21 protein-coding genes are annotated in these 25,851 nt (G+C 46.0%); 13 read left to right on the forward strand and 8 right to left on the reverse strand.

The features are described from left to right. Positions 1–24: 24 nt before the first annotated feature. The 4 genes from C4H11_RS01560 to uvrB all read right to left on the reverse strand — a co-directional run bounded on the left by C4H11_RS01560 (position 25) and on the right by uvrB (position 8,056). Positions 25–3,477 carry a TonB-dependent receptor gene (locus tag C4H11_RS01560; RefSeq protein ID WP_106040204.1) on the reverse strand — a complete coding sequence of 1,151 codons (3,453 nt, stop codon included), beginning with the start codon at positions 3,475–3,477 and terminating at the stop codon, positions 25–27. A gap of 176 nt (positions 3,478–3,653) precedes the next feature. Next, positions 3,654–4,625 carry a FecR family protein gene (locus tag C4H11_RS01565; RefSeq protein WP_106040205.1) on the reverse strand — a complete coding sequence of 324 codons (972 nt, stop codon included), beginning with the start codon at positions 4,623–4,625 and terminating at the stop codon, positions 3,654–3,656. A 339-nt stretch (positions 4,626–4,964) separates the two neighbouring features. Continuing rightward, on the reverse strand, positions 4,965–5,528 hold the full coding sequence (locus C4H11_RS01570; protein WP_106040206.1) for an RNA polymerase sigma-70 factor: 564 nt from the start codon (positions 5,526–5,528) through the stop codon (positions 4,965–4,967). 467 nt (positions 5,529–5,995) lie between these two features. Then, complete coding sequence (gene uvrB, locus C4H11_RS01575; protein WP_106040207.1) at positions 5,996–8,056, reverse strand: excinuclease ABC subunit UvrB; 2,061 nt, start codon at positions 8,054–8,056, stop codon at positions 5,996–5,998. Positions 8,057–8,168: 112 nt separating this feature from the next. Here uvrB and C4H11_RS01580 point away from each other — a divergent pair, with 112 nt between their 5' ends. The 5 genes from C4H11_RS01580 to C4H11_RS01600 all read left to right on the forward strand — a co-directional run bounded on the left by C4H11_RS01580 (position 8,169) and on the right by C4H11_RS01600 (position 11,747). Beyond that, positions 8,169–9,467 carry a phenylacetate--CoA ligase family protein gene (locus tag C4H11_RS01580; RefSeq protein WP_106040208.1) on the forward strand — a complete coding sequence of 433 codons (1,299 nt, stop codon included), beginning with the start codon at positions 8,169–8,171 and terminating at the stop codon, positions 9,465–9,467. A gap of 104 nt (positions 9,468–9,571) precedes the next feature. Then, positions 9,572–9,997, forward strand: coding sequence for an amino acid-binding protein (locus C4H11_RS01585; protein WP_106040209.1), 426 nt, complete (start codon positions 9,572–9,574; stop codon positions 9,995–9,997). A gap of 95 nt (positions 9,998–10,092) precedes the next feature. After that, positions 10,093–10,896 carry an outer membrane protein assembly factor BamD gene (locus tag C4H11_RS01590; protein WP_106040210.1) on the forward strand — a complete coding sequence of 268 codons (804 nt, stop codon included), beginning with the start codon at positions 10,093–10,095 and terminating at the stop codon, positions 10,894–10,896. Between the two features lie 51 nt (positions 10,897–10,947). Continuing rightward, entirely contained in the window at positions 10,948–11,283 is a 336-nt protein-coding gene (locus tag C4H11_RS01595; protein ID WP_106040211.1) for a DNA-directed RNA polymerase subunit omega, read from the forward strand. A 2-nt stretch (positions 11,284–11,285) separates the two neighbouring features. After that, entirely contained in the window at positions 11,286–11,747 is a 462-nt protein-coding gene (locus C4H11_RS01600) for a DUF4293 domain-containing protein (RefSeq protein WP_106040212.1), read from the forward strand. 98 nt (positions 11,748–11,845) lie between these two features. On the opposite strand, the gene C4H11_RS01605 is transcribed toward C4H11_RS01600, so the two are convergent. Further along, positions 11,846–12,541: a porin family protein gene (locus C4H11_RS01605; RefSeq protein WP_106040213.1), complete on the reverse strand. Its 696-nt coding sequence runs from the start codon at positions 12,539–12,541 to the stop codon at positions 11,846–11,848. 40 nt (positions 12,542–12,581) lie between these two features. Next, the gene (locus C4H11_RS01610; protein WP_106040214.1) at positions 12,582–14,369 is read right to left on the reverse strand and encodes a LysM peptidoglycan-binding domain-containing protein; all 1,788 of its coding nucleotides are present in this window, start codon (positions 14,367–14,369) and stop codon (positions 12,582–12,584) included. 301 nt (positions 14,370–14,670) lie between these two features. Here C4H11_RS01610 and uvrA point away from each other — a divergent pair, with 301 nt between their 5' ends. From uvrA to C4H11_RS01625, 3 genes are all read left to right on the forward strand, one after another. Beyond that, positions 14,671–17,496 (forward strand): excinuclease ABC subunit UvrA, encoded by a 2,826-nt coding sequence (uvrA, locus tag C4H11_RS01615; RefSeq protein ID WP_106040215.1) that lies wholly within the window; start codon positions 14,671–14,673, stop codon positions 17,494–17,496. Positions 17,497–17,545: 49 nt separating this feature from the next. Then, positions 17,546–18,025, forward strand: coding sequence for a Cys-tRNA(Pro) deacylase (gene ybaK, locus C4H11_RS01620; protein ID WP_106042997.1), 480 nt, complete (start codon positions 17,546–17,548; stop codon positions 18,023–18,025). Between the two features lie 93 nt (positions 18,026–18,118). Then, on the forward strand, positions 18,119–19,681 hold the full coding sequence (locus C4H11_RS01625; RefSeq protein ID WP_106040216.1) for a peptide MFS transporter: 1,563 nt from the start codon (positions 18,119–18,121) through the stop codon (positions 19,679–19,681). 82 nt (positions 19,682–19,763) lie between these two features. On the opposite strand, the gene C4H11_RS01630 is transcribed toward C4H11_RS01625, so the two are convergent. Beyond that, complete coding sequence (locus C4H11_RS01630; RefSeq protein WP_106040217.1) at positions 19,764–20,261, reverse strand: GNAT family N-acetyltransferase; 498 nt, start codon at positions 20,259–20,261, stop codon at positions 19,764–19,766. Positions 20,262–20,854: 593 nt separating this feature from the next. Here C4H11_RS01630 and C4H11_RS01635 point away from each other — a divergent pair. The 5 genes from C4H11_RS01635 to C4H11_RS01655 all read left to right on the forward strand — a co-directional run bounded on the left by C4H11_RS01635 (position 20,855) and on the right by C4H11_RS01655 (position 24,809). Continuing rightward, positions 20,855–22,144: an inositol-3-phosphate synthase gene (locus tag C4H11_RS01635; protein ID WP_106042999.1), complete on the forward strand. Its 1,290-nt coding sequence runs from the start codon at positions 20,855–20,857 to the stop codon at positions 22,142–22,144. A gap of 104 nt (positions 22,145–22,248) precedes the next feature. Next, a complete protein-coding gene (locus tag C4H11_RS01640; protein WP_106040218.1) occupies positions 22,249–22,722 on the forward strand; it encodes a phosphatidylglycerophosphatase A family protein in 474 nt (157 codons plus the stop codon). Next, the gene (locus C4H11_RS01645) at positions 22,707–23,234 is read left to right on the forward strand and encodes a GtrA family protein (RefSeq protein WP_106040219.1); all 528 of its coding nucleotides are present in this window, start codon (positions 22,707–22,709) and stop codon (positions 23,232–23,234) included. The genes C4H11_RS01640 and C4H11_RS01645 overlap by 16 nt, the downstream gene beginning before the upstream one ends. Then, positions 23,224–23,874, forward strand: coding sequence for a CDP-alcohol phosphatidyltransferase family protein (locus C4H11_RS01650; RefSeq protein ID WP_106043001.1), 651 nt, complete (start codon positions 23,224–23,226; stop codon positions 23,872–23,874). Before C4H11_RS01645 ends, C4H11_RS01650 begins: the two co-directional genes overlap by 11 nt. A gap of 23 nt (positions 23,875–23,897) precedes the next feature. Then, on the forward strand, positions 23,898–24,809 hold the full coding sequence (locus C4H11_RS01655) for a phosphatase PAP2 family protein (RefSeq protein ID WP_394336045.1): 912 nt from the start codon (positions 23,898–23,900) through the stop codon (positions 24,807–24,809). Positions 24,810–24,908: 99 nt separating this feature from the next. On the opposite strand, the gene C4H11_RS01660 is transcribed toward C4H11_RS01655, so the two are convergent. After that, positions 24,909–25,847, reverse strand: a complete 939-nt coding sequence (locus C4H11_RS01660; RefSeq protein WP_164996501.1) for a ribose-phosphate pyrophosphokinase — start codon at positions 25,845–25,847, stop codon at positions 24,909–24,911. Positions 25,848–25,851: the final 4 nt, after the last annotated feature.

Below are 25,851 nucleotides of genomic sequence, written 5' to 3' on the forward strand. Positions count from 1 at the left end.
TGTCTATATTTAAGGATGCAAAACTTATTTATCATTGAAGCGGACTTGCACACCTACGTTGAACGTGCGTTGCAACGGATACTTCATTCCGCTTCCTCCTCCCAGTTCAGGATCCCAGAGCTTGAAGCCGGAGAGCGTGAACAGATTGGTTACGCTTGCGTAAACGCGCATGCCCTTATAAGTATAACCCACTTCGAGGTTTTTCAGCTTCAGGAATGCGGCATTGCGCAGCCAATGCGTGGAGGTTTGCTGGTTGTTATTGTTGTAATAGTGCGTCAGACGCGGATAGCGGGCACGGTTGTTCTGGTTGTCTTTGCTCCAGTAGTCATCGGCTATCCATTGCAGCACGTTGCGCCTCTCTTGTGTGCCGAAGGGGTGAAAACCGCTCATCATGAGCGACACGTTGGCCTGGCCTTGGAAGAAGAACGACAGGTCTACGTTTTTATACTTCATGGAGGGGCCGAAACCATATACGATTTCCGGAACATGGGGATGTCCTATTTCAATCCGGTCATCGGACGTTATCTTTCCGTCATACTTGCCGTCGGCATCGGGCTGGTCCACATACTTTATATCGCCCGGAGCAATGGTGATGTTGCCCAGCGTGGAAGTGGGGTTGTTGGCTATATCCGCTTCGTCGATGTAAAGGCCGTCGGCCACGTATCCCATGTAGGTGTTCAGCCGTCGACCCACTTGGCGCAGGGCGGGACGCAGGCCGGGAGCTTCGTCGTATTCGAGCACCCGGTTGCGGGCAAAGGTAAACGTGCCTCTGAACTGCAAGGAAAAGTCCTTGGTGATTTGTTTCCCGTAATCCATGGAGGCGTCGATACCCCAGTTCTTCACTTTGGCGTAGTTTCCGAAGATTTTCGTGTCGGCCGTTCCGAACGAGTTCGGGATGGATTGCTTTTGCTGGAAGATGTCGCTGCGTATTTCCTTGAAGGCGTCGATGGTGAGGTTCAGCGAGTTGAAGAACTGCAAGTCCACCCCGACGTTGTATTTCCGTCCTATCTCCCAAGTGATGTTGTCGTTTTGCAGGCGCGAATAGGTGGGGCCTTTGCGTTCGCCCGTCCGGGCGTCGTCGTAGCCGGTGATGTATCCGGGCGTATTGTTCAATGAAACGATGCCCATGTAGATGAAGCGTTCGCCACCGATCTGGTCGTTTCCTACCAATCCGTAAGAAGTGCGGATTTTGAAATTGGACACGATGGACTTGAGCGGAGTCCAGAAATTCTCTTCACTGACGTTCCATCCTGCCGACACGGAAGGGAAGAATCCGAAGCGGTGCCCCTTTGCGAAGTTTTCCGAACCGTTGTATCCGGCATTGACTTCGAACAAGTATCTGTTGGCATAATCGTAAGTGATACGTCCCGCAAAGCCGAGCTTGCGTTTGGGAAGCGAGCCTATCAGATTATTGTTGCCTATCACGTTATTGTTGTACTCGCTCATGTTGTATAGCAGCATGGCCGACACGTTGTGATTGCCGAACGAGCGATTGTAGTCGAAGTAGCTCTGGAAATAGTAGTTGCGGTCTCCGGCCACGCCCGATCCGGCATTCAGGTTCGGTTTGGAGGGGTTTCCGTCTACGGGAGTCTGTACATATACGGTGTTGCCTTCGGCGTCGGTTTCCACTCTTTCAAGGATGTATCTGTTGCCACCCTGATAGCGGAAATTCGTAGTCCGGCTCCAGTTCTTGAACGAGAAGAGCGCTTTGAAACCCAGTCCCTTGGTGATGAAGTCGAGTTTCTGTTCGTAGTTGAGGATGGACACAACGGTGCTCTCGAACATGTCCTTGTAGCCCGCAGTGGCCACCACCATGGGGTTTTCTATGGGGGTGGAGCCTATCCGTGTGCCTCCCCAATGATACCACGGGTCTCCGCCTTGCGGATACATGACGGGGAAGTCGACGGCGTTGTTCTGCATGATGGCGTTGAAGATGTTGCCCACTCCTCCGCCGCCGTCGCTGGCCGTAATGGGGCCGTGCAGGCTGTTGAGCTGCACATTGAGGTTGAGCCCTATCTTGGCGGTCTTGGAGAGGTTGAAGTCGATGTTGTTCTGGAAGGCGTACTTCATGTAGTTGATGTTGTTGTCGAACGAGAAGAACTCCTTGCTGCGTCCTCTCAGCATACCGGTTTCGTGCACGGTGTTGACATTCATGAAGTAGGTGATTTTGCTTGTACCGCCGCGAACGTTGAAGTTGGCTTTCTGGTTGAACGTAGAGTTGTTGAACAGCTCGTTATACCAGTTTACGTTCGGGTACAGATAGGGGTCGAGCCCTTTCAGGGTTCCGTTGATTTTGTCTTCGGAATAGAGAAGCGCGTCGGTGCCTTGGTTGGTGACCGCTTCGTTGAACATGCGCATGAACGTGACGGGGCTTACCACTTGCGGCACGTTGATGGGCTTGTTCACATAGCCTTCCACACGCACGCTTATCACCGGTTTGTCGAGGTTGGCGCCGCTTTTGGTCTTGATGATGAGCACTCCGTTGGCACCGCGCGTACCATACATGGCCGAGGCCGTGGCATCTTTCAGCACCGAAAAGCCTTCGATTACTTCCGGGTCCAATGCGTCGAGGTCTGCTTTACTCACTTCCACGCCGTCGAGGATGATGAGCGGATTGGTTGCTCCGCTCATGGTGGAGACGCCGCGCACAAAGAAATTGGCTCCGTTGCTTCCCGGTTCGCCGCTTCGCTGATAGGCGATGACTCCCGAAAGGCGTCCGGCAAAGGCGGTGGAGAGGTTCGTTGCCGGCACTTTCAAGTCGCTGGGGCGCAGTGTCTGTATCGAACCCGTCATGGTGGCTTTTTTCTGACCCATGTTGAAGGCCGTCACCACCACTTCGCCCAGCGCGGTCGCGTCTTCCGACAGGGAGATGCTGAGTATCTTCCGGTTGCCTATTTTTACTTCTTGGGACAGGTAGCCGATGAAGCTGACCACCAGCACATCGTCGGGCGACACCGAAAGTTCGAATTTTCCGTCCACATCGGCTGTGACGCCGTAGGGGGGAGTGGCGTTCTTCACGAGCACGGAGGCACCGGTCAGCGGGTCGCCCGTCACGGCATCTACCACTGCGCCTATCACCTTGCTGCGGCGCGAAGATTGTTGCTTGGCATTTGTTCCGGCTTTCTTCGGAGAGGTAATGATTACGTTTTTTCCTTTTATGGTTACGTTGTAGCCCGCAAAAATGGTTTTGGCCGCCGTTTCCACGGTTGCGTTCTCTATGTTTACGCTGATTTTGCGCGAAACGTCTACATCGGCATTGTTGTACACAAATTTGTAGGTGGATTGTTTTTCGACTGCTCTTACGGCTTCTACTACCGTTGCGTTATCCAGCTTTAAGGTTATCGGCTTGTTTTGGGCCACGGCCTCTATGCTGAAGGCGGAGGCAAGCAAGCCTATGACAAGCAGGCACAATTGTGTGCAAAACGTTATTTTTTTGCAACAGAATGAAAAGTCGTTCTGTTTTCCTTTGTAATTCATACTATTTATTTATTTTTGTTGAGTAATTAGCTTTCTCCTCTTGCACTCTTTCGGTTTTGAGCAAGAGAGGAAGAAATAATTCGGATGAGGGGCGGATAGGTGAAGGCATCCGCTCCTTAATTTTTTTCTCTTCTTCGTTCTATGTTTTCATAAGCATTCCGGTATTAAAAGGTTAGTTATTCGATGATTATTGCGTTGGTTCCATCTCTTTTCCATGTCAGGGGCGTGATACTCTGCAAGATGCTCAGGATGTCGTCCGCAGTTTCATTGTCGAGCGTGAAAGATACCGGGGTGTTGAGCAACTGCGGGCTGCACGTTTCGTAAGAGATGTAGATGTTATACCATTTGCTCAACTGGATAAACACATCTTTGAGCGGCGTATTCTCAAACAGAAGATGTTCTTTTCTCCAGTTGGTGTAATCGGAGGCATTTACCGTTCTCACCTCCGTCGATTTCTTTTTCTTGTTGTAGATAAGCCGGCGGTCAGGTTGCATTTCCAGCTTCTCGCCGGTTTCTTTCACTGTTATGTCAATCTTTCCCGTCTCCAATACAGCTTCGGCTTGTGACTGTTCCTTCCTGTCGGTGACAACGAAAGTGGTACCCAGCACTCTTACGGTCATCGTGGATGTGTTCACTGCAAAGGGTCTCTTCTTGTCTTTCCTCACATCGAAAAAGGCTTCGCCTTTCAAAGCCACATTGCGGCGCTTGCGACCGAACCTTTTCGGGTACGTCAGCTCGCTTCGGGCATTGAGCCAGACGATGGAGCTGTCTGGCAGGATGACTTCTCGTTTTGTATCGTCAGTGGCCACAGTCAACATCCGGGCACCGAATAGAAGTTCTGCATCCCACATATGCAGCCCCCAAAGCAAAAGGAGCACCGCTGCCGAACTTGCAATCCATCGATACATCCTGACACGCCTTTTCGCTTCCATTCGTGCAAGGAATATTTTTGCCGCCTTTAGGGTTGCTTCTTTGTCCTGAAGTTCGATAGTCGATTTTTCCCACACTTTTGCCATCTGCACAAAGTAGGTCTCATTTTCTTTCGATGCCTTTACCCACTGCATGAGCTTTTCTTTTTCTTCCGGCCCGATGTTGCTTTCCAGATAATTGGAAATGAGTATATCGTGGTCTTTCATATCATTCTGCATAACGTTTTTTTTACTGACTTTATCTATCACGATTCACAAAGGGAATACCCTACCTCTAATCGTGATTTTTTTTGAGACGCTTTCATGAACTAAAGATGCTGTCTGTCGGAATTATGAGGGCGAAAGGCGATTTATATGTGAGTGAAGAGTGAGAAGAACCGTCTGTCTTTTCGTATGTTTCTGTTCGTCACGCAGAGTTCGCTGCACTCCTCGCAAAAAAGAGAAACAGCTTCAGAAAAGAATGCCGGCAGTTTTAAACAGGTCTCTGAAATGAAGAAAAATGCTTTTAAAGCAGCAGAGGGGATAGCTGTTTTGAAAAAGAACTCCTGTTAAAAAGAGTTAAGTGAGGGGGGGGGTAAAAGAGAGCGAAAGTATTAAAGTCACGACAGGCATGTATCCGTTTTGCAAAAGATGGGCACGAATATCTTTGAGCGCTTTCGAAATGTGCTTTTCTACCGCTTTCACTGTGATATTTAGCTTTTCGGCAATTTCACGGTTCTTAAGGTTGTGATAGCGGCTCATCACAAATACCTCCTTACACTTGTCGGGCAATAGGTCTATACAATGTATTATTTCCTTTCTTATTTCATCCGTATTCAACTGTTCGTCTATGGTGAAAGAGGTGAAAAGCAGATTGTCCAGATAAGAGAGATTGGCAGACCAATCTTTTTGGGCATATTGAGAAGACTTCAACAAATCAAGAGAACGATGATAAGTCAACGTGTACAGATAGGATTTAACAGATGCAGACACATCTATCTGCTCCCGATTCTCCCAACAGTCAGTAAAAACTTCCTGAACGATATCTTCGGCATGCGACATGTCTCCGACAATGCGCATGGCAAAGAAGCGCAAAACTTTATAGTAATCGGCATACATACGTTCGAAACATGCTCTATCCATTATAGCGTTGAAAGATTTATTCGACAAGATAGGTAATCGTAGGCAAAATTAATAAAAAAACTTCTTTATCCATGAACTGTCCGGAAAAAATAAAAAGAACAAGATTTTGCATGTTTGCAAAGAATGTAAAGACCGCTACGAGACATGCTGCAAACCAAGATGCGTGTTACGCAAGAGAAAGTTTATGCTGAAAAACCCATCATGCAGAGGGATGAGATTCACAGAGGAATACGGTGCATCATTCCGATATATACACAAGATTATCAGAAATGGATTTCCATAATCAGAATGGTTCTTGTATAGGAAAAGACAGTATTTTTTGTAAGACATATATACTCAAGGATTTACACTTGCACAAGTATCGCCTCACACTTGTACAAGCGTAAAATTACGCATGCAGGAGTGTCCGGTTGGAAAAAAATTCGTTATTCAAACTTATTGTATATCTTTAAAAATATGCTTACAAATTACTCCACTTTTTCTTTCAGTAACTCTTCCATTTTCAATACCTCGTCGCGATATTGGGCGGCTTCTATAAAGTCGAGTTTCTTAGCTGCTTCCTGCATAAGTTTTTTGGTGCGTTCGATGCTCTTCTCCAATTGCGAACGACTCATATAGCGGACAATCGGATCGGCGGCGACAGATACTTTCTGCTCTTGTTCCACATAGGGACGGGGAGTACTTTCTGTCCGGGCATAATGTTCGGAAGCAGGTGTGCCGGAATATTCGCCGGTGGCGAACACGTTGAGATTTTTTGCTTTTTTTATCTGCTGAGGCGTGATGCCGTTTTCTTCGTTGTATTTCAACTGCTTTTCACGGCGGCGGTTGGTCTCATCTATGGTCATTTGCATACTTTCCGTTATCTTGTCGGCATACATGATGACCATCCCGTTCACGTTGCGGGCAGCACGGCCTGCCGTCTGTGTCAACGAACGGTGGGAGCGGAGAAATCCTTCTTTGTCGGCATCAAGGATGGCCACAAGAGAAACCTCCGGCAAATCAAGTCCTTCGCGCAACAGATTCACGCCAATCAATACGTCATACAATCCGTCGCGGAGATCGCTCATGATTTTCACGCGTTCCAGTGTATCTACATCACTGTGTATATAGTTGCATCTCACTTGATTGTTCAGCAAGTATTCGGTCAGTTCCTCAGCCATCCGTTTGGTGAGAGTGGTTACGAGGGTACGCTCGTTCTTCTCGACGCGTAGTTGTATCTCTTCCATCAAGTCGTCTATCTGGTTATGGCTGGGACGCACCTCGATGATGGGGTCGAGCAATCCCGTGGGACGTATGACCTGCTCTACCACAATGCCTTCGGACTTTATCAGTTCGTAGTCGGCAGGCGTGGCACTGACGTAAATCACTTGTTTGGCCATCTCTTCGAACTCTTCGAATTTCAACGGACGATTGTCCATGGCTGCAGGCAGGCGGAAGCCATATTCAACCAGATTCGTTTTTCGGGCACGATCACCACCATACATGGCACGTATCTGCGGAACGCTGACGTGGCTTTCGTCAATGACTATCAGAAAATCTTCGGGAAAGAAATCCAGCAGGCAATAGGGGCGCGTACCGGCAGCTCGTCCGTCAAAGTAGCGGGAGTAGTTCTCTATGCCCGAACAATGTCCCAGCTCCCGTATCATTTCCATGTCATAGGTCACCCGTTCCCGCAAACGTTTGGCTTCAAGCGGACGCCCCTCGCTTTCAAACCATTGTACCTGTTTGTGCAAGTCATTCTCTATCTCATGGATGGCACGCAAAGTGGCTTCTTTGGTTGTCATGAAGAGGTTGGCGGGGTATATTTTGTAGGCATCGAACTTGCCGACGATCACGCCACTGATGGGATCTACCTCTTCAATACTGTCCACCTCGTCTCCCCAAAAGGCAACGCGCAGCAGGTTATCGGCATATGCCAGATAGATATCCACGGTATCTCCTTTCACACGGAAGCTGCCGCGATTCAGGTCTATGTCGTTGCGCACATAGAGGCTATCCACCAAGCGTCGCAGGAATACGTTTCGGCTGAAATTCCTGCCTTGCTGCACTTCGATGACATTGTTGTAAAAGTCGGAAGGATTCCCCATGCCGTAGATGCATGAGACGGACGAGACTACTACCACGTCTTTTCTGCCGGAAAGCAGGGCAGAGGTGGCGGCAAGGCGCAACTTGTCTATCTCGTCGTTGATGGCAAGATCTTTCTCTATATAAGTGTCCGACGAGGGTAAATAGGCTTCCGGCTGGTAATAGTCGTAATACGAGACATAATATTCCACAGCATTGTTGGGGAAGAAGCCTTTGAACTCGCTGTATAGCTGGGCAGCCAGTGTTTTGTTGTGGCTCAATATCAAGGTAGGTTTGTTGATATTGGCTATGACGTTGGCTATGGTGAATGTTTTTCCGGAACCGGTGACACCCAGAAGAGTTTGGGCGGGAAGTCCCTCTCGTATGCCTTCGGTCAGTTGTGCTATGGCTTCCGGTTGGTCTCCTGTAGGACGATAGGCGGATGTTAGTTCAAATCTGCTCATTTTTATTTTCTTAATGAGTGGCAATATTCGGCAAAATCTTCGAAATAAACAAAATATTTTGTTTACTTTGCGGCAATTTGATAATAATCACTCAAACAGTACAACAAATAGCATGATTTGGAATGAAAACATCGAATGTATGGAGCGCGAAAGCCTTCGCAAAATCCAGAGCATTCGCCTCAAAAAGACCGTGGAGCGCGTGTATCATGACACTCCTTTCTATCGCAAGAAAATGCAAGAATTGGGCATCACTCCCGATGACATAAACAGTATAGACGATATCGTGAGACTTCCTTTTACCACAAAATATGATTTGCGTGACAATTATCCTTTCGGTCTTTGTGCCGTGCCGATGAGTCAGATTGTACGCATCCATGCTTCTTCGGGAACAACCGGAAAGCCGACTGTGGTGGGATACACCCGTAAAGACCTCTCGGTTTGGTCGGAGTGCCTTTCGCGTGCTTTTACGGCGTATGGCGCAGGACGTTCGGATGTTTTTCAGATATCATACGGTTACGGTCTCTTCACCGGCGGACTGGGTGCTCATTCCGGAGCCGAGAACATCGGGGCATCTGTTATCCCTATGTCCAGCGGTAACACCGAAAAGCAAATTACGCTGATGCACGATTTCGGTTCTACCGTGCTTTGCTGTACCCCTTCATACGCACTTTATCTGGCAGATGCCATCAAAGATTCCGGCCTTCCACGCAAGGACTTCAAATTGAAGGTGGGGGCCTTTGGGGCCGAACCGTGGACGGAGAATATGCGCCGTGATATTGAAACCAAACTGGGCATCAAAGCATACGACATATATGGCTTGAGTGAAATTGCCGGCCCCGGCGTAGGCTATGAGTGTGAATGCCAAAACGGCACACATCTTAATGAGGACCACTATTTTCCCGAAATCATCGATCCGAATACGCTTGAGCCTGTTCCATCCGGCGAGAAAGGTGAACTGGTATTTACACATCTCACCAAAGAGGGCATGCCGTTGTTGCGCTATCGCACCAAAGACCTCACTGCTCTTCATTATGAAAAATGTGCTTGCGGACGTACATTGGTGCGTATGGATCGCATTCTCGGACGCAGTGATGATATGCTGATTATTCGTGGTGTGAATGTATTCCCTACACAAATTGAATCTGTCATTCTCGAAATGCCGGAATTCGAACCTCACTATCTTTTGCTGGTGGATCGCAAGAATAATACTGACACGATGGAACTTCAAGTGGAAGTTCGTCCGGAATATTATTCCGATGAAATCAACAAAATGCTGGCACTGAAGAAAAAACTTTCCACCCGTCTGCAAAGCGTGCTGGGCTTAGGAGTGGATGTGCGGTTGGTTGAACCTCGCAGCATTGAACGAAGTGTGGGCAAGGCCAAACGTGTCATCGATAATAGAAAAATATAATTAATTGCACGACTTGCACTGTATGCCGGGCAGTGCCATCCTGTTTGTAAGGAATGAAAATCTTTTTGGCACACATTGTAAATCGTCTAATTGTAAATAGCATTATGGTAGCAAAACAACTTTCTATTTTTTTAGAAAACAAGTCCGGCCGCCTTACGGAGGTGACAGAGGTACTTGCCAAGGAAGGGGTTAACCTTTCTGCTCTATGTATTGCGGAGAATGCCGATTTCGGTATCCTCCGCGGCATTGTGTCTGAACCGGAAAAGGCATACGAGGCTTTGAAAGAGCATCACTTTGCTGTAAATGTAACAGATGTGGTGGGCATCAATTGCCCCAATATTCCCGGTTCGTTGGCCAAGGTGCTTCGCTTTCTGTCTGACGAGGGCGTGTTTATCGAGTATATGTACTCTTTTGCCAACGGCGAGACCGCCAATGTCATCATCCGGCCGAATGACATGGATAATTGCATCCGTGTATTGACAGAGAAAAAGGTAGATCTGCTCGCGGCGAGCGACTTGTATAAACTTTGATCAGGGCGCGGTTTTCGTTTTTGAAAAATTAAGGTACGTATCGTTGTATAATTCGATGCGAACCTCTATCTTTGCGCATTATTTGAACAGTGGTAATGAAAAAAAATATCTTAATAACTCTGCTTGCAGCCTTGCTGTTCTCTTCGTGCGGGGAGTATAACAAATTGCTGAAAAGCACGGATTATGAATATAAGTACGAAGCAGCTAAGAATTACTTTGCGAAAGGGCAGTACAGCCGTAGCGCAACCCTTCTCAACGAACTGATTACCATCCTCAAAGGTACTGACAAGGCCGAGGAGTCTCTCTACATGTTGGGGATGAGTTACTATAATCAAAAAGATTATCAGACGGCAGCACAGACTTTTATTCAGTACTACAACGTTTATCCCCATGGCACATTTACTGAATTGGCACGTTTCCATGCCGGCAAGTCTTTGTTTCTGGATACTCCCGAACCTCGTTTGGACCAGTCCGGTACATACAGTGCTATCCAGCAGTTGCAGATGTTTATGGAATACTTTCCTCAAAGCACCAGAAAAGAAGAAGCGCAAAATATGATTTTTGCACTGCAAGACAAGCTGGTGATGAAGGAATATCTTTCAGCAAAACTCTATTATAATATGGGGAATTATATGGGCAACAACTATCAGGCTTGTGTCATTACGGCTCAAAATGCCTTGAAAGATTATCCTTATACCAACTTGCGCGAAGATTTGTCCATCCTCGTACTGCGTGCCAAGCATGAACTGGCCATATATAGTGTGGAGGATAAAAAACTTGAACGTTATCGTGAAGCGGTAGATGAATACTATGCTTTCAAGAATGAGTTCCCTGAAAGTAAATACTTGAAAGAGGCGGATCGCATCTTCAAGGAAGCGCAGAAAATATTAAAAGATTAAAGAAACCGGAAAATATATCGATATAGAATTTAAATTAGACGGATAAAAATTATGGATTACAGAAAGACGAATGCTCCTACCAATACAGTTACTCGTGACATGATGGAGTTGTGTGAGGATACCAATAATGTATACGAATCTGTGGCAATCATCGGAAAACGTGCCAACCAGATTAGCGTAGAGATTAAGAATGATCTCTCCAAGAAACTTGCAGAGTTTGCCTCCTATAATGACAATCTGGAAGAAGTATTTGAGAATCGGGAACAGATCGAGATTTCCCGCTATTATGAGAAATTGCCGAAACCGACTCTGATCGCTACTCAAGAATATATTGAAGGTAAGGTTTATTATCGCAATCCGGCTAAGGAAAAAGAAAAATTGCAGTAATAATGATACAGCGCATTCAATCCGTTTATTTGTTGTCGGTGACTGTTTTGCTGGTGGTCACCATGTGCATGCCTATGGGGTATTTCATCGGAGTGGACGGAGTAACTGTAAGTACCTTTAAATCCTTGGGACTATATATGGCCGACGGAAGTTTCCGTTTTACATGGGGATTATTCGGTATTTTGCTGCTGAGTGCCATTATAGTGTTCGGTACTATTTTCCTGTTCCGCAACCGGATGCTGCAAGTACGCATGACCATTTTCAGCAGTGTTCTACTGATAGGTTTTTATATTGCTTTCACCGTATTCGCTTTTATGTTGAAAGACGGAGTAGAGATTGTTTCTTTCCGATTGGGATGGGCACTTTGTTTGCCGGCAGTTTCTATTATACTCAATTATTTGGCATTCCGTGCCATCTATAAAGATGAATTGATGGTCAAGGCAGCAGATCGATTAAGAAGATAAGAAAATAACATTCTGATTTATGATAAAGACAGACCACGTGTTTTAATGGCGCTTGATCTGTCTTTTCTTTTTATTGTTCGCGACTTATTGGCGGAATTTTATTTCCTCAAGTCAAACAAGTAAGTTATCTTGGCGGTAATCACTTCGTGTGCAGAGCGAGAGAAGAAATCCTTTTTGGCACTGTTATAGAAATCGGATAGGGCATAATAGTATCTTCCTTCTACCAAAAAATGACCGACCTTGGTGCGCACCTCTATGCCGAGCCCTCCGGTGAGACCATAATCAAAATTATTATCAATGGGTTTACCATGTTGTTCCACTGTGATGTACGACTCCGAAACAGCAGTTGTCCAGTCCCCGTCTATTTTCTCGCTGCTGTTGAGCAAAAAGCCTATTTGCGGACCGGCATGTATGAAAAGCTGCATGCCGCGGTTTTTGCCGAAAGCCAAATGTGCAAGAAAAGGAATTTCTACATAGTTCATGTGGCGTGTATAGCTCAAAGCAGGATAATCTTCGTAGTATTCATTCCATCCGTGTTGTGAGAGATTTATTTCAAGTTGTGCGCCGCAAATCATTTTGAAGTACCTCTCTGATATATATCGGGCTGTGATGCCGCCATTCATACCCATGAGATTCTTTTGTTTTACAGTGGGAGAGAAGCTGGCTTTGTTCAGGTTGATTCCTCCATTGATGCCGATAGCTAAATTATGAAGTTGTTCACCCACTTGTGCATTTGCCGGCAACACACATGTACCTGCAAGCAGGGCGGCTCCTATTAGTGCTTTTATTTTCATTGTTTTTTTAAGCTTTAATTGACGGTACAGCTTCTCTTCATCAGTCAAAATCCAATTTCATCAATTCATGATTCTTGGTGAAGTGCACAAAAAAGACCTTCTTGTTGATGAAACCTCCCCAATTGTTTACCCGTTGAAACTTAAAACCGGTTTGTATAGGAGTCAAGTCCATGCGTTGCATATTATCTTCAAATGCTGAGCCATAGCGTGCCAGACCTTTCAAGAAGAAATAACCGGTGTCGAATCCCAGCATTCCGAATTTGGGATAACGCTCGTCCATGTCTTTGCTGTACCATTTGCGGTAGCTCTTTGTAAAATTGATGGCGGCCGGTAACAGGTTGTTGGTATAGAAAGATGAATAGAAATAGGTGCTTAGTTCGAAAAAAGCATCCAGATGGTCCTTGGTATAGGTCTGCCATTCCGGATAGCCGAACAAGTGGATGGGGCTATCCGGCAGCTCACGTACCAGCAATGTCAGTTGAGGGAGAATCTTAATAAGCGTCAGGTTACTGCCGGAGGTCGGGATGAAAATGTTTTCGCGGTCAGCATGCAATACGGTTTTCAAAGATTCTATCGTGGCATCTTCTTTCAGGCTTTTCATGGGGATGGAGCGGTTGCGCAATTCATCTTTTAACCCTTTGATGAATTCCGCCTTATCTTTAGTGCCTTGGCTTGCCTCGATAAAAATGACGTTGGCATTGGGAAATTGGCGTACAAAATGATCGTACACTTCGGAATACAAGTAAGATTGAGGAGTGTTGATCTGATAAACGGCAGGATTCTTGAATACGGTATTATCCTTTGAAGTGAACGGTATCACCAGACGGGTGTCATGTTTCTTGGCAAATTCAGCCAAAGGCATGATGTGTTGCTGATACAAAGGGCCGAAGATAATGTCCATCTCCTTCATTTCGCTTTTGTCGAGCACGGCATTCAATGAAGCACTTTCCGGACCGGAATTATAAGTATATAAATCAATCGAAGTACCGCTACATTTCAGACTATCCACAGCCATGAGCAGTCCTTCATAGTATTCCACCATGCGCGATGATTCGCTTTTTGAAACGCCATCTAAGAAAGGAAGAACCAAGGCTGCCTTGATGGTGTTGAGTCGTTGAGTCTTTTTTCTGTTTTCATTGAACAATTCGTTATCGGTGGGAGCCGTACTGCTTGAGCCCACTTGTGCAGTCTTCGCTTTTGCGTAAGGAATGCAAAGGGAAGAACCTTTTTTGATGTGCTTCTCACCTTTCAGTTCAGGGTTGGCGGCAATCAGTTCGGATTCGCTGATTCCATATTTACGACTGATGCTGAAAATGGTTTCTTTCCGTTTCACTTTATGCATTTCGCGACAGCGAGATTCTACGGGACCGGGAATAGTGGTTCCGGTTATAGTCGCATTGCCGCCGGCTTCGGAGAGGGCGTCAGTGACTTCGAAGGCAGAAGGGATGCGTATAACCTGTCCAGCACGGAAGTTCTCTGCGCTCAATCCGGGGTTAGCATCACAGATAGCTTTGGCTGATACATTGTATTTTACGGTCAGGCGGTAGAGCGTTTCGCCGGTTTCAATGGTATGATAGGTCTCTTTTTGAACATTGCCGGCACCACGAGGGATGCGTAGTGTGCGTCCTATATATATTTTTTCATCACTTCCGGGGTTCAGCTTGACAATGTCCGATTGGCTGACACCATACATGCTGGCTATGGAATAAAGGCTTTGTCCTTTCTCGACGGTATGTAGAAAATATGACTGATTTTCTTGTGCCATTGCTCCCAAACTGTATATGCCGGCAAGTAACAGTGAGCAGATAATACGGTTTATAGTTTTCATTCAGTAATCATTGGTTTATATTCACAATCTCCCAAAGTAGTTGCAAAGATAAGAATATTGACTTAATATCAGCCAACGGATTGCGTTAAGAAATAATATTGTCCGTTTTTCTTTTTCTATTCCCATATTCATTTGATATTGTGGAAAAGCTTAAATAGTTTCTAACTCTTTTTAGGTTGATATTCGAAGGAAAAAACTTATTTTTGTCCCCTTGTGAAGCATGGAGCCTAAAATACGGCATCTTTTTTCGGCAGATACGGCTCTGACATGAAGAAAGAGAGACCAAACAGAACCAAAGATTATGCAGGAAGAAACAGAATATATCAATGTATATGGTGCACGTGTGCACAATCTCAAGAACATCGACGCTGAAATTCCCCGCAACAGCCTTACGGTGATTACCGGACTGAGCGGAAGCGGCAAATCATCGTTGGCTTTCGATACTATTTTTGCCGAGGGTCAACGGCGTTATATCGAGACATTTTCTGCTTATGCCCGTAATTTCCTGGGTAATTTGGAGCGTCCAGATGTGGATAAGATAACCGGACTGAGTCCCGTTATTTCCATCGAGCAGAAAACAACGAACAAGAATCCCCGTTCCACGGTGGGTACCACAACGGAAGTTTACGACTACCTTCGTCTGCTTTATGCCCGTGCCGGCGAAGCCTATTCCTATCTGTCCGGAGAAAAGATGGTGAAATATACCGAAGAGCAGATTCTTGAACTCATTTTGAATGATTATAAAGGAAAGCGTATTTATATTTTAGCCCCGTTGGTGCGTAGCCGCAAAGGACACTATAAGGAACTTTTCGAGCAGGTGCGCAAGAAAGGCTATCTCTATGTGCGTGTGGACGGCGAAGTTTGCGAGGCACTGCCGGGTATGAAACTGGATCGCTACAAGAACCATGATGTGGAAGTAGTGATAGACAAACTGGTGGTTGCAGACAAAGATGACACACGTTTGAAAAACAGTGTGGCAACCGCCATGCGGCAGGGAGACGGATTATTGGTGGTGCTTGATGTTCAGACCGGCGACTTGCGTCATTACAGCAAGCGGCTGATGTGTCCCGTCACCGGACTGTCTTACCGGGAACCGGCACCGCACAATTTTTCATTCAACTCTCCACAAGGAGCATGCCCCAAGTGTAAGGGCTTGGGAATTGTCAGCCGGATTGATATGGATAAGGTGATTCCTAATCGTGAACTCTCTATTGCAGAAGGTGCGATAGCGCCATTAGGGAAATATAAGAACAGTATGATTTTCTGGCAGATTGGCGCCCTTTTGGAGAAATATGAAGCTACACTGAAAACACCGGTCAAAGAACTTCCGGACGATGCGTTCGACGAGATTCTATATGGCTCTGACGAACGTATCAAGATAAAAAGCTCGCTGATAGGCACTACCTCCGATTATTTTGTGACTTTTGAAGGCGTCGTGAAGTATATTCAGATGTTGCAGGAGAAAGATGTTTCGGCCACGGCGCAAAAATGGGCTGACCAGTTTGCCAAGACTGCGGTCTGTCCGGAGTGTCATGGAGCAAAATTGAATAAAGAGGCACTTTCATTTCGCATTCACGATAAGAATATCCACGAACTGTCTGTTATGGACATCAGCGAGTTGTATGATTGGTTGACAAATGTAGATGCGTTCCTCAGCAGCAAACAGCGGCAAATAGCTGGTGAAATACTGAAAGAAATCCGTACACGCCTTAAATTTCTGCTTGACGTGGGATTGGATTATCTTTCGTTAAACCGCACGGCTGTAAGCCTGTCCGGAGGTGAAAGCCAGCGCATCCGTCTGGCTACGCAAATCGGCTCTCAATTAGTGAATGTGCTGTACATCCTGGACGAACCGAGTATCGGGCTACATCAGCGTGACAACCAACGTCTGATTCGTTCTCTGAAAGAACTGCGTGATATAGGAAACTCTGTCATTGTGGTGGAGCACGATAAGGACATGATGCTGGCTGCCGACTATGTGATTGACATGGGGCCGAAAGCCGGACGCATGGGGGGAGAAGTGGTCTTTGCCGGCACTCCGCGCGAGATGTTGCGGACACACACGCTTACCTCTCAATACCTGAATGGTGAACGGGCCATTGAAGTGCCAGCCAAACGTCGTGAAGGAAACGGGCATAGTCTGTGGTTGCATGGAGCCAGAGGGAATAACCTGAAGAACGTGAATGTGGAATTTCCACTTGGCAAACTGATTTGTGTGACAGGTGTTTCGGGTAGCGGCAAATCTACACTCATCAACGAGACGTTGCAACCCATACTCTCACAAAAGTTCTATCGTTCTCTCCAAGACCCCTTAGAGTATGACAGCATAGAAGGTTTGGAACACATTGATAAAGTGGTGAATGTAGACCAGTCGCCTTTGGGCCGTACACCGCGCTCCAATCCGGCTACCTACACGGGCGTGTTTTCCGACATACGCAACTTGTTTGTCGGATTGCCCGAAGCAAAGATACGTGGATATAAACCGGGACGCTTTTCGTTCAATGTGAGTGGCGGACGCTGTGAAGCCTGTCAGGGAAACGGTTATAAAACCATTGAAATGAACTTCCTGCCCGACGTGTATGTGCCTTGCGAGGTGTGTCATGGCAAACGATATAACCGCGAGACGCTGGAGGTGCGCTTTAAAGGAAAATCCATTTCCGATGTGCTTGACATGACCATCAACCGTGCGGTGGAATTCTTTGAGAGCGTGCCCCAAATCCTGAACAAGATTAAGGTGATTCAAGAGGTGGGACTGGGATATATCAAATTGGGGCAGTCATCCACCACACTTTCCGGTGGAGAAAGCCAGCGTGTGAAACTGGCCACTGAACTATCGAAACGTGATACGGGCAAGACCGTCTATATCCTCGATGAGCCTACCACCGGACTTCATTTCGAAGATATCCGGGTGTTGATGAGCGTGCTGAACAAACTGGTTGACAAAGGAAATACCGTTATCGTCATTGAGCATAATCTCGACGTCATCAAGATGGCCGACTACGTCATCGACATGGGGCCTGAAGGTGGCAAGGGCGGGGGAGAGCTTCTTTCCTGCGGCACACCCGAGGAGGTAGCAAAGAGCGAGCGGGGATATACACCGAAGTTTCTGAAAGAGGAGTTGCATTGAGCAAGTCTCTCAACCGAAAAAAGTTTTTCTTTTGTAAAATCATCAGATGATGAAAATAAATAAAACTAACGCAGCCCGACTGCTTGATAAGGATCGAATTGCCTACGAACTTATTCCCTACGAAGTAGACGAGAACGATTTGAGTGCGGTTCATGTGGCAGCCCGTTTGGGTGAAGACATCGATTGTGTATTCAAAACTTTGGTTCTTCATGGAGACAAAAACGGATATTTTGTCTGCGTCATTCCCGGTGAACATGAAGTGGATTTGAAGTTGGCGGCCAAGATATCCGGTAACAAAAAGTGCGATCTGGTTCCCATGAAAGAGCTTCTTCCCTTGACGGGCTATATCCGCGGGGGATGTTCGCCCATCGGAATGAAGAAACTTTTTCCTACTTACATTCACGAAACATGTCTCCGCTTTCCTCACATCTATATCAGTGCCGGACAACGCGGCTTACAACTGAAATTGGCTCCGGAGGATTTGATAAAGGAAGTATGCGCAGAAGTTTGCATTCTTTTTGATGAATAAGACTGAACATTCATAAAATATTCAGAAGAAATTATATATTTGCAAGAATTATTAAAGAGATTCATACATTACTAACTTTAAAAACTAATTTTTATGTTCGAGAATCACCCTAAAGGTTTGTTGGCGGCTGCTATCTCTAACATGGGCGAACGGTTCGGCTACTACATCATGAATGCGGTACTTGTATTGTTCCTATGTTCCAAATTTGGCTTGAGTGATGAGAGTAGTTCCATTATTTATTCGGTTTTCTACTGCGGAATTTATGTATTAAGTTTGATAGGTGGTAGCATTGCCGATAAGACACAGAATTATAAAGGAACAATTATGTCCGGACTGATTGTGATGTCGTTGGGCTATATCATTCTGTCTATTCCTATTCTGTCCACAGCCGGTAATATCGGTTGGTTGCTTCCATTGACGTGTATTGCTTTGTTTTTCATTGCATTTGGCAACGGACTGTTCAAGGGAAACCTGCAAGCCATTGTGGGACAGATGTACGACAATTTTGAGAAAGAAGCAGAAAAGCAGGGACCGGAAGCCCTTAAGCTGGCAAAAAGCCGTCGTGATTCAGGCTTCCAGATTTTCTATGTGTTCATCAATATCGGCGGTCTGATTGCTCCGTTCGTGGCTCCTCTTCTCAGAGAATGGTGGCTGAAAGCCCACAGTCTGGCATACAATGCCGATTTGCCCGCATTGTGCCATCAATATATCAAGGAAGGTGGAAACATGGCTGCCGACCATTTACAGAACCTTACGGAACTGGTCGTAAAAGCGGGTGGAACGGTTGTCCCCGATCTGACTCCATTCTGTACACAATATCTTGATGTATTCAATACCGGTATCCACTACTCTTTCATCGCCTCTGTGGGAGCAATGCTCATTTCTCTTCTTGTTTTTGTGGCCTGCCGGAAGATATTCCCCACACCGAGCAAAAAGGCCAAACAAGAGTCAGTGGACTATACACCTGAAGAAAAAGTGGCTATGGCTAAGGAGATTAAACAACGCTTATACGCTTTGTTTGCAGTGTTGGGTATCGTTATTTTCTTCTGGTTCTCATTCCACCAGAACGGACAGTCACTTTCACTCTTCGCGCGTGACTTTGTCGTTACCGATAGCATTGCACCCGAAATATGGCAAGCTGTGAATCCTTTCTTTGTGATTGTACTCACTCCGCTTATTATGTTGTTCTTTGGCTCTCTCATTCGTCGTGGCAAGGAGATTTCTACTCCGAAAAAGATTGCCATTGGTATGGGCATTGCGGGTATTGCTTTCTTATTCCTTACAGTTTATTCTATCATGCAAGGTTATCCTTCGGGCGCAGATTTCAAAGCCATGGCAGATTCGGCCAAGGCCGGAATGAAAGCAGGCCCATGGGTACTGATTGTCATTTATTTCTTCTTGACGGTAGCGGAACTCTTTATCTCACCGCTGGGTCTTTCCTTTGTTTCAAAGGTAGCGCCGAAGCATATCCAGGGCTTGTGCCAAGGATTGTGGCTTGGGGCAACAGCCATAGGTAACCTTTTCTTATGGGTAGGACCGTTGATGTACAACAAAATTCCTATCTGGCAGTGCTGGTCTGTGTTCTTTGTGGTTTGCCTTGTATCCATGGGCGTGATGCTGGCCATGGTGAAATGGCTGGAGCGGGTGACCAAATAAGCTCGAGACTATAACAAGGTAAGGAGGACTGTGCAGTCTCTAAGCGAATAAACGCTTACGAAGACAATGCACAGTCCTTATTTTATATTTCCATTCCCATGATATAATCATTCATATAGTACCCGTTCCCTATCGGGAAATCTCCTTCGCGCAGTTTGTGCATCCCCATGTGCTCGTAGAAGTGTAGCGCTTTGTTATTACGGTTCACGTTCAGCTCCAACCGGCAGGGAGCCGGGTGCACTTCCTTGATGTATCGAATGGCCTCGCGAAATAAGAAACTGCCGCAGTGGGCACCCTGATAGCGGGGCAGAACGTAGATTTTTTGCAGATGAAACACTGCTTCACCTTGCCGTTCTACGGAAGCATATCCGGCTGTTTCATCTTCCTTGCAGGCCAGAAGATAGACGTGACCCTCTTTTTCCATTTGTCTACTGAGGTTTTCTGTAGAGTACATCCACTCCATCATGTAGTCTATCTGTTCGGGAGTAAGAATGTCTTGATACGTCACGGGGAAAATCTGCTGCGCCAATTGGTGTATCAGTTCGCAGTCGGCTGTTGTTGCTTTTTTGATGGTAAACATATCGGATAGGCTCTTTAAATTTAATGCAAAGTTACAGAAAAAATCGCGAGATCTAAGCCAATAGAGATAAAAACGAGAAGGAGTGCACGAAAGGGTCTCACATGAAAAGAGAATACCTGTTGTCGGAATTAATTTAGCGCATACTTGATTCTGCCGATAGGTTTATTGTTGATGTAGTTTGCGTATGAAAAGTTTGTTTTATATTTCACTTATATCATCACTCCCGACATACGTATCCCATTTTTCCTTCTTCTGTAAAGCTCAAGTTATAATACAAGGTCATGTGTACCGACTTCGGGAAAAGAAAACACTTCATTCCATAGCCTCTTTTCTTTCCCATATATAGAGACTCTACTTCCCAATACGACTGAAGCCACTTCAGTCGTATTGGGAAGTAGAGTCTCATGGTAACGGGAAGGGGGTGAAACTTTTAGTCAAGGCCTCATGGAAAAATGAAACTCCAATCTATTGGTCACATTATATTTTGATATGAATATTACCAATGGGACATTAAATCGGATAAAATAGACAATACTAATTGGGTAAAAAGCTCTATTTTTGAATGATTTTTAAACTCTAAATAAACAATGGCAATGAAAGAAAACATTAAACCGGCAACCGGACGCCTTGGCGTGTTGATAGTCGGGGTAGGCGGTGCCGTTTCAACCACCATGATTACCGGTACTTTAGCGGCCCGAAAGGGTTTGGCAAAGCCTATAGGCTCGATTACACAAATGGCTGCCATGCGTATGCAAGACGGTAACGAGAGACTTATTAAAGACATAGTGCCTTTGGCAGATTTAAATGACATCGTTTTCGGTGGATGGGATATTTTCCCTGACAATGTTTACGAAGCTGCTGTGTATGCAGAGGTTTTGAAAGAGAAAGATTTAAATCCGGTAAAGGACGAGTTGCAAGCCATTAAGCCGATGCCCGGCGCCTTCGACCACAACTTTGCGAAACGTCTGAACGGTACATATATTAAAAAGGCGGCCACCCGTTGGGATATGGTGGAGCAGCTGCGTGAGGACATACGTAACTTCAAGGCGGACAATAATTGTGAACGCATAGTTGTGTTATGGGCTGCGAGTACGGAAATTTATATTCCGTTGGCAGACGAACACCACTCTTTGGCCGCGTTGGAAAAAGCTATGAAAGAGAATTGTGTCGAGGTTATCGCTCCGAGCATGTGCTATGCCTATGCAGCTATTGCCGAAGGTGCCCCCTTCGTCATGGGAGCTCCCAACCTGTGTGTGGATATTCCGGCTATGTGGGAATTTGCCAAGAAGATGAATGTGCCCATTGCCGGAAAGGACTTCAAGAGTGGACAAACTTTGATGAAGACGGTACTTGCCCCGATGTTCAAGACGCGTATGCTGGGGGTAAGCGGTTGGTTTTCTACCAACATATTGGGTAATCGCGATGGTGAGGTGCTTGACCAACCGGAAAACTTCAAGACGAAAGAGGTCAGCAAATTGTCGGTTATCGACAATATCTTTGAACCGGAGAAGTATCCCGATTTGTACGGTGACGTATACCACAAGGTGCGCATCAACTACTATCCTCCCCGTAAGGACAATAAAGAGGCTTGGGATAATATTGACATTTTTGGCTGGATGGGTTATCCGATGGAAATCAAAGTAAATTTCTTGTGTCGGGATTCTATTTTGGCAGCACCTATTGCACTTGATTTGGTCATTTTCAGTGATTTGGCCAAGCGTGTGGGCATGTGTGGCATCCAGACTTGGCTGTCATTCTTCTGTAAGAGTCCGATGCACGATTTCGAGCACCAGCCGGTACACGATTTATTCCGGCAATGGCGTATGGTAAAAGAAACACTCCGGAACATGGTGGGTGAAACTGCGCCGAGCTATTTGGACTAAAATACGGGTGATAATATGATAAGATGGCAGGGATGATAGACCTTCCGGGGGTGTCTTACTATTTTGCCATCTTATCACTTTGTTGTTCGATACATTTGGGTGGTATGAGGAAACCTTCTCTTTTTTCTGTTGTTATCGGTACGGGATTCGGTTCCGGCTTTTCTCCTGTCGCACCCGGCACTATGGGAGCGTTGTTGGCTACTCTTGTCTGGTTCGGCTTGTCTTATTTGGTTTCCGATATATGCCTGCTATGGCTGACGGTTGTCTTGATTTTGGCATTTACACCTGCCGGTATATGGGCTGCCGACTCTTTGGAAGCATATTGGGGAAAAGATCCTTCGCGTGTGGTGGTCGATGAGATGATAGGCGTGTGGATTCCGCTACTTGCAGCACCTGCCGGACATGTATGGTATGCATTGGGAGCATTTGTACTGTTTCGCCTATTCGATATCTTTAAGCCGTTGGGCATCAGACGTATGGAGAGATTTCCCGGTGGAGTGGGGGTGATGGCGGATGACATCTTGGCCGGTGTTTATGCTTTTATCGTTCTGATTGCGGCGAGATGGCTAATAGGATGAAAACAAGCGACAAAAGAGTCGCATGGCATCGTGTTGTCAAGGTTTTCTTTAAGGCCCAGTTGTCTGCGCAGTTGGCCGGTTTCTTGGATTTTCTGACAACCATTCTTTTGGTGAAAGCTTTTGGCATCTTTTATCTTTATGCCACTTTTACAGGTTCTGTGGCAGGTGGTGTGGTGAATTGTGCCGTAAATTACAGTTGGGTGTTCCATGCGAAAGAGGTGAAGAAGTTGCATGTTGCCCTGAAATACCTCTTTGTCTGGGGAGGCAGCATCGTTCTCAATACATGGGGGACATTTGCTTTGACCGAATGGCTCACGGGCATGACATGGGTGAATAAATTGCCGGGCTGTTACATTAATAATGTGTTTGTTTTATCAAAGATAATCGTTGCGGTGCTGGTGTCTTTCTTTTGGAATTATCATTTGCATCGGGTTTTTGTTTACCGGAATCATAGTGTCAGAGATTTTCTAAAACATCATTTGAGGAACAATAAGAATGAATATGAATTATAGAGATTATTTGCAACAGTTGATTTACAAAATCATCAATCCGATAGTGAGTGGCATGATTAAAGTAGGCATTACGCCTAATCTCATTACAACTGCCGGATTAGTGCTGAACATCATGGCGGCGGTCTTGTTTGTTTATGCGGGTTTGTATAAAGGCGGTGAGCTTGCCTATGTGGGCTGGGGGGGAGGCATTGTGCTTTTTGCCGGATTGTTTGATATGATGGATGGGCGTGTGGCACGGGTAGGCAATATGAGTTCTACTTTCGGAGCATTATATGACTCGGTGCTCGATCGCTACAGCGAACTCGTAACGCTATTCGGCATCTTTTACTATCTGGTACTGCAAGGCTATTTGTGGGGCTCCATCATTACGTTCGTTGCGCTGGTAGGCTCGTTGATGGTGAGTTATGTGCGTGCCCGTGCCGAAGGGCTGGGACTGGAATACAAAGTCGGCTTTATGCAACGTCCTGAACGAGTGGTACTGACAGCTCTTGGAGCCATATCCTGTGGCATATTCGGCGACTGTACATTGTTTGACCCTGTGTTGATATTGATTGTGCCGATGGCGGTGATTGCTGTATTATCAAATGTTACGGCCTTTGCCCGTCTGTCACATTGTTACAAACTGCTGGAAAGAAAGTGATGAGGAGTGAATGGATTCCGTCGATGAGAGAGACTGTCCCGGCTGTTGTCATAACGACGCTTTTCTTGATGCTGACAGCGCTTTGCATCAGACTCCGTCCGGAACATCTTCTGATGGCTGCTATATTTTTGATATTATTCTTTGCCGGCAAACCTTCTCGTAAATTGGCTGTGGCCCTATTGCCTTTCTTTATATTCGGCATTTCGTATGATTGGATGCGCATATATCCCAATTATATGGTCGGTCCGGTTGATATTAAAGGTCTGTATGAGGCCGAGAAATCCCTGTTTGGTTTATCTATTGGCGGCGTCACTCTTATTCCTTGCGAATATTTTGCCTTGCACCATTGTAAGGTGGCAGACTTTTTGGCCGGAATATTCTATCTGTGCTGGGTACCTGTTCCAATGGCTTTCGGACTATGGTTGTATTTAAAGGGGCATCGCAGTGTATATCTGCGTTTTGCATTAGTATTTCTATTGGTCAATCTTATCGGTTTTGCAGGATATTATATCCATCCTGCAGCTCCCCCTTGGTATGCCATGAATTATGGTTTCGATCTTGTGCTCGACACTCCGGGCAATGTGGCGGGTCTGGAGCGTTTTGACGAATTATTGGGATGCGCGGTTTTCGGTTCCATTTACGGACGGAATGCCAATGTCTTTGCAGCAGTGCCTTCGCTTCATGCAGCCTATATGGTAGTGGCCCTGGCCTATGCCATCATCAATCGTTGCAAAAGATGGCTGGTGATTCTGTTTGGCGTCATTATGACCGGCATTTGGTGGACGGCAGTCTATTCGGGCCATCATTACCTGATTGATGTATTGCTGGGCATCCTCTGCGCCATGTCGGGCATCCTGTTTTTTGAAAGAGTGTTGATGAATCGGAAAGTTTTCAGACGTTTCTTTGAGAGATACGTCCATTATATCGGCGGATAATCCGCAAGGTGGAAACGTGGGCCATTTGCCTCTAAAATGAGAGAAAAGGGCGCATCAGAAATTTGACGCGCCCTCGTTATCTATTGGCCGAAATGATTCTTAGATAATATATTGCGAACTGATGGATTCATTGTTCATTACTCTATTGATGGTTTCAGCAAACATATCGGCAATGCTTAATTGTTTTACTTTGGCACATTTCTTGGAGTAAGGAATACTGTCAGTAAATACCATCTCGGACAAAGATGATTCCTGAATTCTGAAAGAAGCCGGGTCGGACATTACACAATGGCTGGCAATGGCACGAACAGACCTTGCTCCCGCATCCATCATGACGTTGGCAGCTTTAGTAATGGTACCGGCTGTGTCTACAATATCATCTACCAATACAACATTTTTGTCCTTCACGTCGCCGATTATCTGCATTGTGGCAACTACATTCGCTTTTTCGCGCGTTTTATTGCACAATACCAAAGGAACACCCAGATACTTGGAGAATGTGCTGGCTCGTTTGGAACCACCTACGTCCGGAGTGGCAATTACCAAATTTTCCAACTTCAACGACTCGATATAGGGAAGGAATACGGCTGACGCATACAGGTGATCTACCGGAATGTCAAAAAATCCCTGAATTTGATCGGCATGCAAGTCCATTGTTATCAGACGATCAATTCCCGCAACAGAAAGCAGGTCGGCAACAAGTTTCGCACCGATAGATACACGCGGCTTGTCTTTTCTATCCTGACGTGCCCATCCAAAATAGGGAATGACTGCCACAATACTTTTGGCTGATGCTCTTTTAGCGGCATCAATCATCAGCAAAAGTTCCATCAGGTTGTCAGAGTTAGGAAAGGTTGATTGAACCAAGAAGACGTGTGCGCCACGAATAGACTCTTCATAAGAGACGGCAAACTCACCGTCTGCAAAGTGGGTAATGTTCATCTTTCCCAAAGGGCAATTAAGACTGGCGCAAATTTTTTCTGCAAGGTACCTCGAATTTGTTCCGGAGAATACCATAAAAGGTGTTTTTTCGCTCATTTCT

Origin of the sequence: Bacteroides zoogleoformans, assembly GCF_002998435.1 — a bacterium.
Classification (GTDB): Bacteria; Bacteroidota; Bacteroidia; order Bacteroidales; family Bacteroidaceae; genus Bacteroides; species Bacteroides zoogleoformans.

What these genes read in the sequence shown, in the direction of transcription:
- C4H11_RS01560 (WP_106040204.1), bottom strand. Translation starts at nt 3,477, where the DNA reads ATGAATTACAAAGGAAAACAGAACGACTTTTCATTCTGTTGCAAAAAA.
- C4H11_RS01565 (WP_106040205.1), bottom strand. Translation starts at nt 4,625, where the DNA reads ATGCAGAATGATATGAAAGACCACGATATACTCATTTCCAATTATCTG.
- C4H11_RS01570 (WP_106040206.1), bottom strand. Translation starts at nt 5,528, where the DNA reads ATGGATAGAGCATGTTTCGAACGTATGTATGCCGATTACTATAAAGTT.
- uvrB (WP_106040207.1), bottom strand. Translation starts at nt 8,056, where the DNA reads ATGAGCAGATTTGAACTAACATCCGCCTATCGTCCTACAGGAGACCAA.
- C4H11_RS01580 (WP_106040208.1), top strand. Translation starts at nt 8,169, where the DNA reads ATGATTTGGAATGAAAACATCGAATGTATGGAGCGCGAAAGCCTTCGC.
- C4H11_RS01585 (WP_106040209.1), top strand. Translation starts at nt 9,572, where the DNA reads ATGGTAGCAAAACAACTTTCTATTTTTTTAGAAAACAAGTCCGGCCGC.
- C4H11_RS01590 (WP_106040210.1), top strand. Translation starts at nt 10,093, where the DNA reads ATGAAAAAAAATATCTTAATAACTCTGCTTGCAGCCTTGCTGTTCTCT.
- C4H11_RS01595 (WP_106040211.1), top strand. Translation starts at nt 10,948, where the DNA reads ATGGATTACAGAAAGACGAATGCTCCTACCAATACAGTTACTCGTGAC.
- C4H11_RS01600 (WP_106040212.1), top strand. Translation starts at nt 11,286, where the DNA reads ATGATACAGCGCATTCAATCCGTTTATTTGTTGTCGGTGACTGTTTTG.
- C4H11_RS01605 (WP_106040213.1), bottom strand. Translation starts at nt 12,541, where the DNA reads ATGAAAATAAAAGCACTAATAGGAGCCGCCCTGCTTGCAGGTACATGT.
- C4H11_RS01610 (WP_106040214.1), bottom strand. Translation starts at nt 14,369, where the DNA reads ATGAAAACTATAAACCGTATTATCTGCTCACTGTTACTTGCCGGCATA.
- uvrA (WP_106040215.1), top strand. Translation starts at nt 14,671, where the DNA reads ATGCAGGAAGAAACAGAATATATCAATGTATATGGTGCACGTGTGCAC.
- ybaK (WP_106042997.1), top strand. Translation starts at nt 17,546, where the DNA reads ATGAAAATAAATAAAACTAACGCAGCCCGACTGCTTGATAAGGATCGA.
- C4H11_RS01625 (WP_106040216.1), top strand. Translation starts at nt 18,119, where the DNA reads ATGTTCGAGAATCACCCTAAAGGTTTGTTGGCGGCTGCTATCTCTAAC.
- C4H11_RS01630 (WP_106040217.1), bottom strand. Translation starts at nt 20,261, where the DNA reads ATGTTTACCATCAAAAAAGCAACAACAGCCGACTGCGAACTGATACAC.
- C4H11_RS01635 (WP_106042999.1), top strand. Translation starts at nt 20,855, where the DNA reads ATGAAAGAAAACATTAAACCGGCAACCGGACGCCTTGGCGTGTTGATA.
- C4H11_RS01640 (WP_106040218.1), top strand. Translation starts at nt 22,249, where the DNA reads ATGAGGAAACCTTCTCTTTTTTCTGTTGTTATCGGTACGGGATTCGGT.
- C4H11_RS01645 (WP_106040219.1), top strand. Translation starts at nt 22,707, where the DNA reads ATGGCTAATAGGATGAAAACAAGCGACAAAAGAGTCGCATGGCATCGT.
- C4H11_RS01650 (WP_106043001.1), top strand. Translation starts at nt 23,224, where the DNA reads ATGAATTATAGAGATTATTTGCAACAGTTGATTTACAAAATCATCAAT.
- C4H11_RS01655 (WP_394336045.1), top strand. Translation starts at nt 23,898, where the DNA reads ATGAGAGAGACTGTCCCGGCTGTTGTCATAACGACGCTTTTCTTGATG.
- C4H11_RS01660 (WP_164996501.1), bottom strand. Translation starts at nt 25,847, where the DNA reads ATGAGCGAAAAAACACCTTTTATGGTATTCTCCGGAACAAATTCGAGG.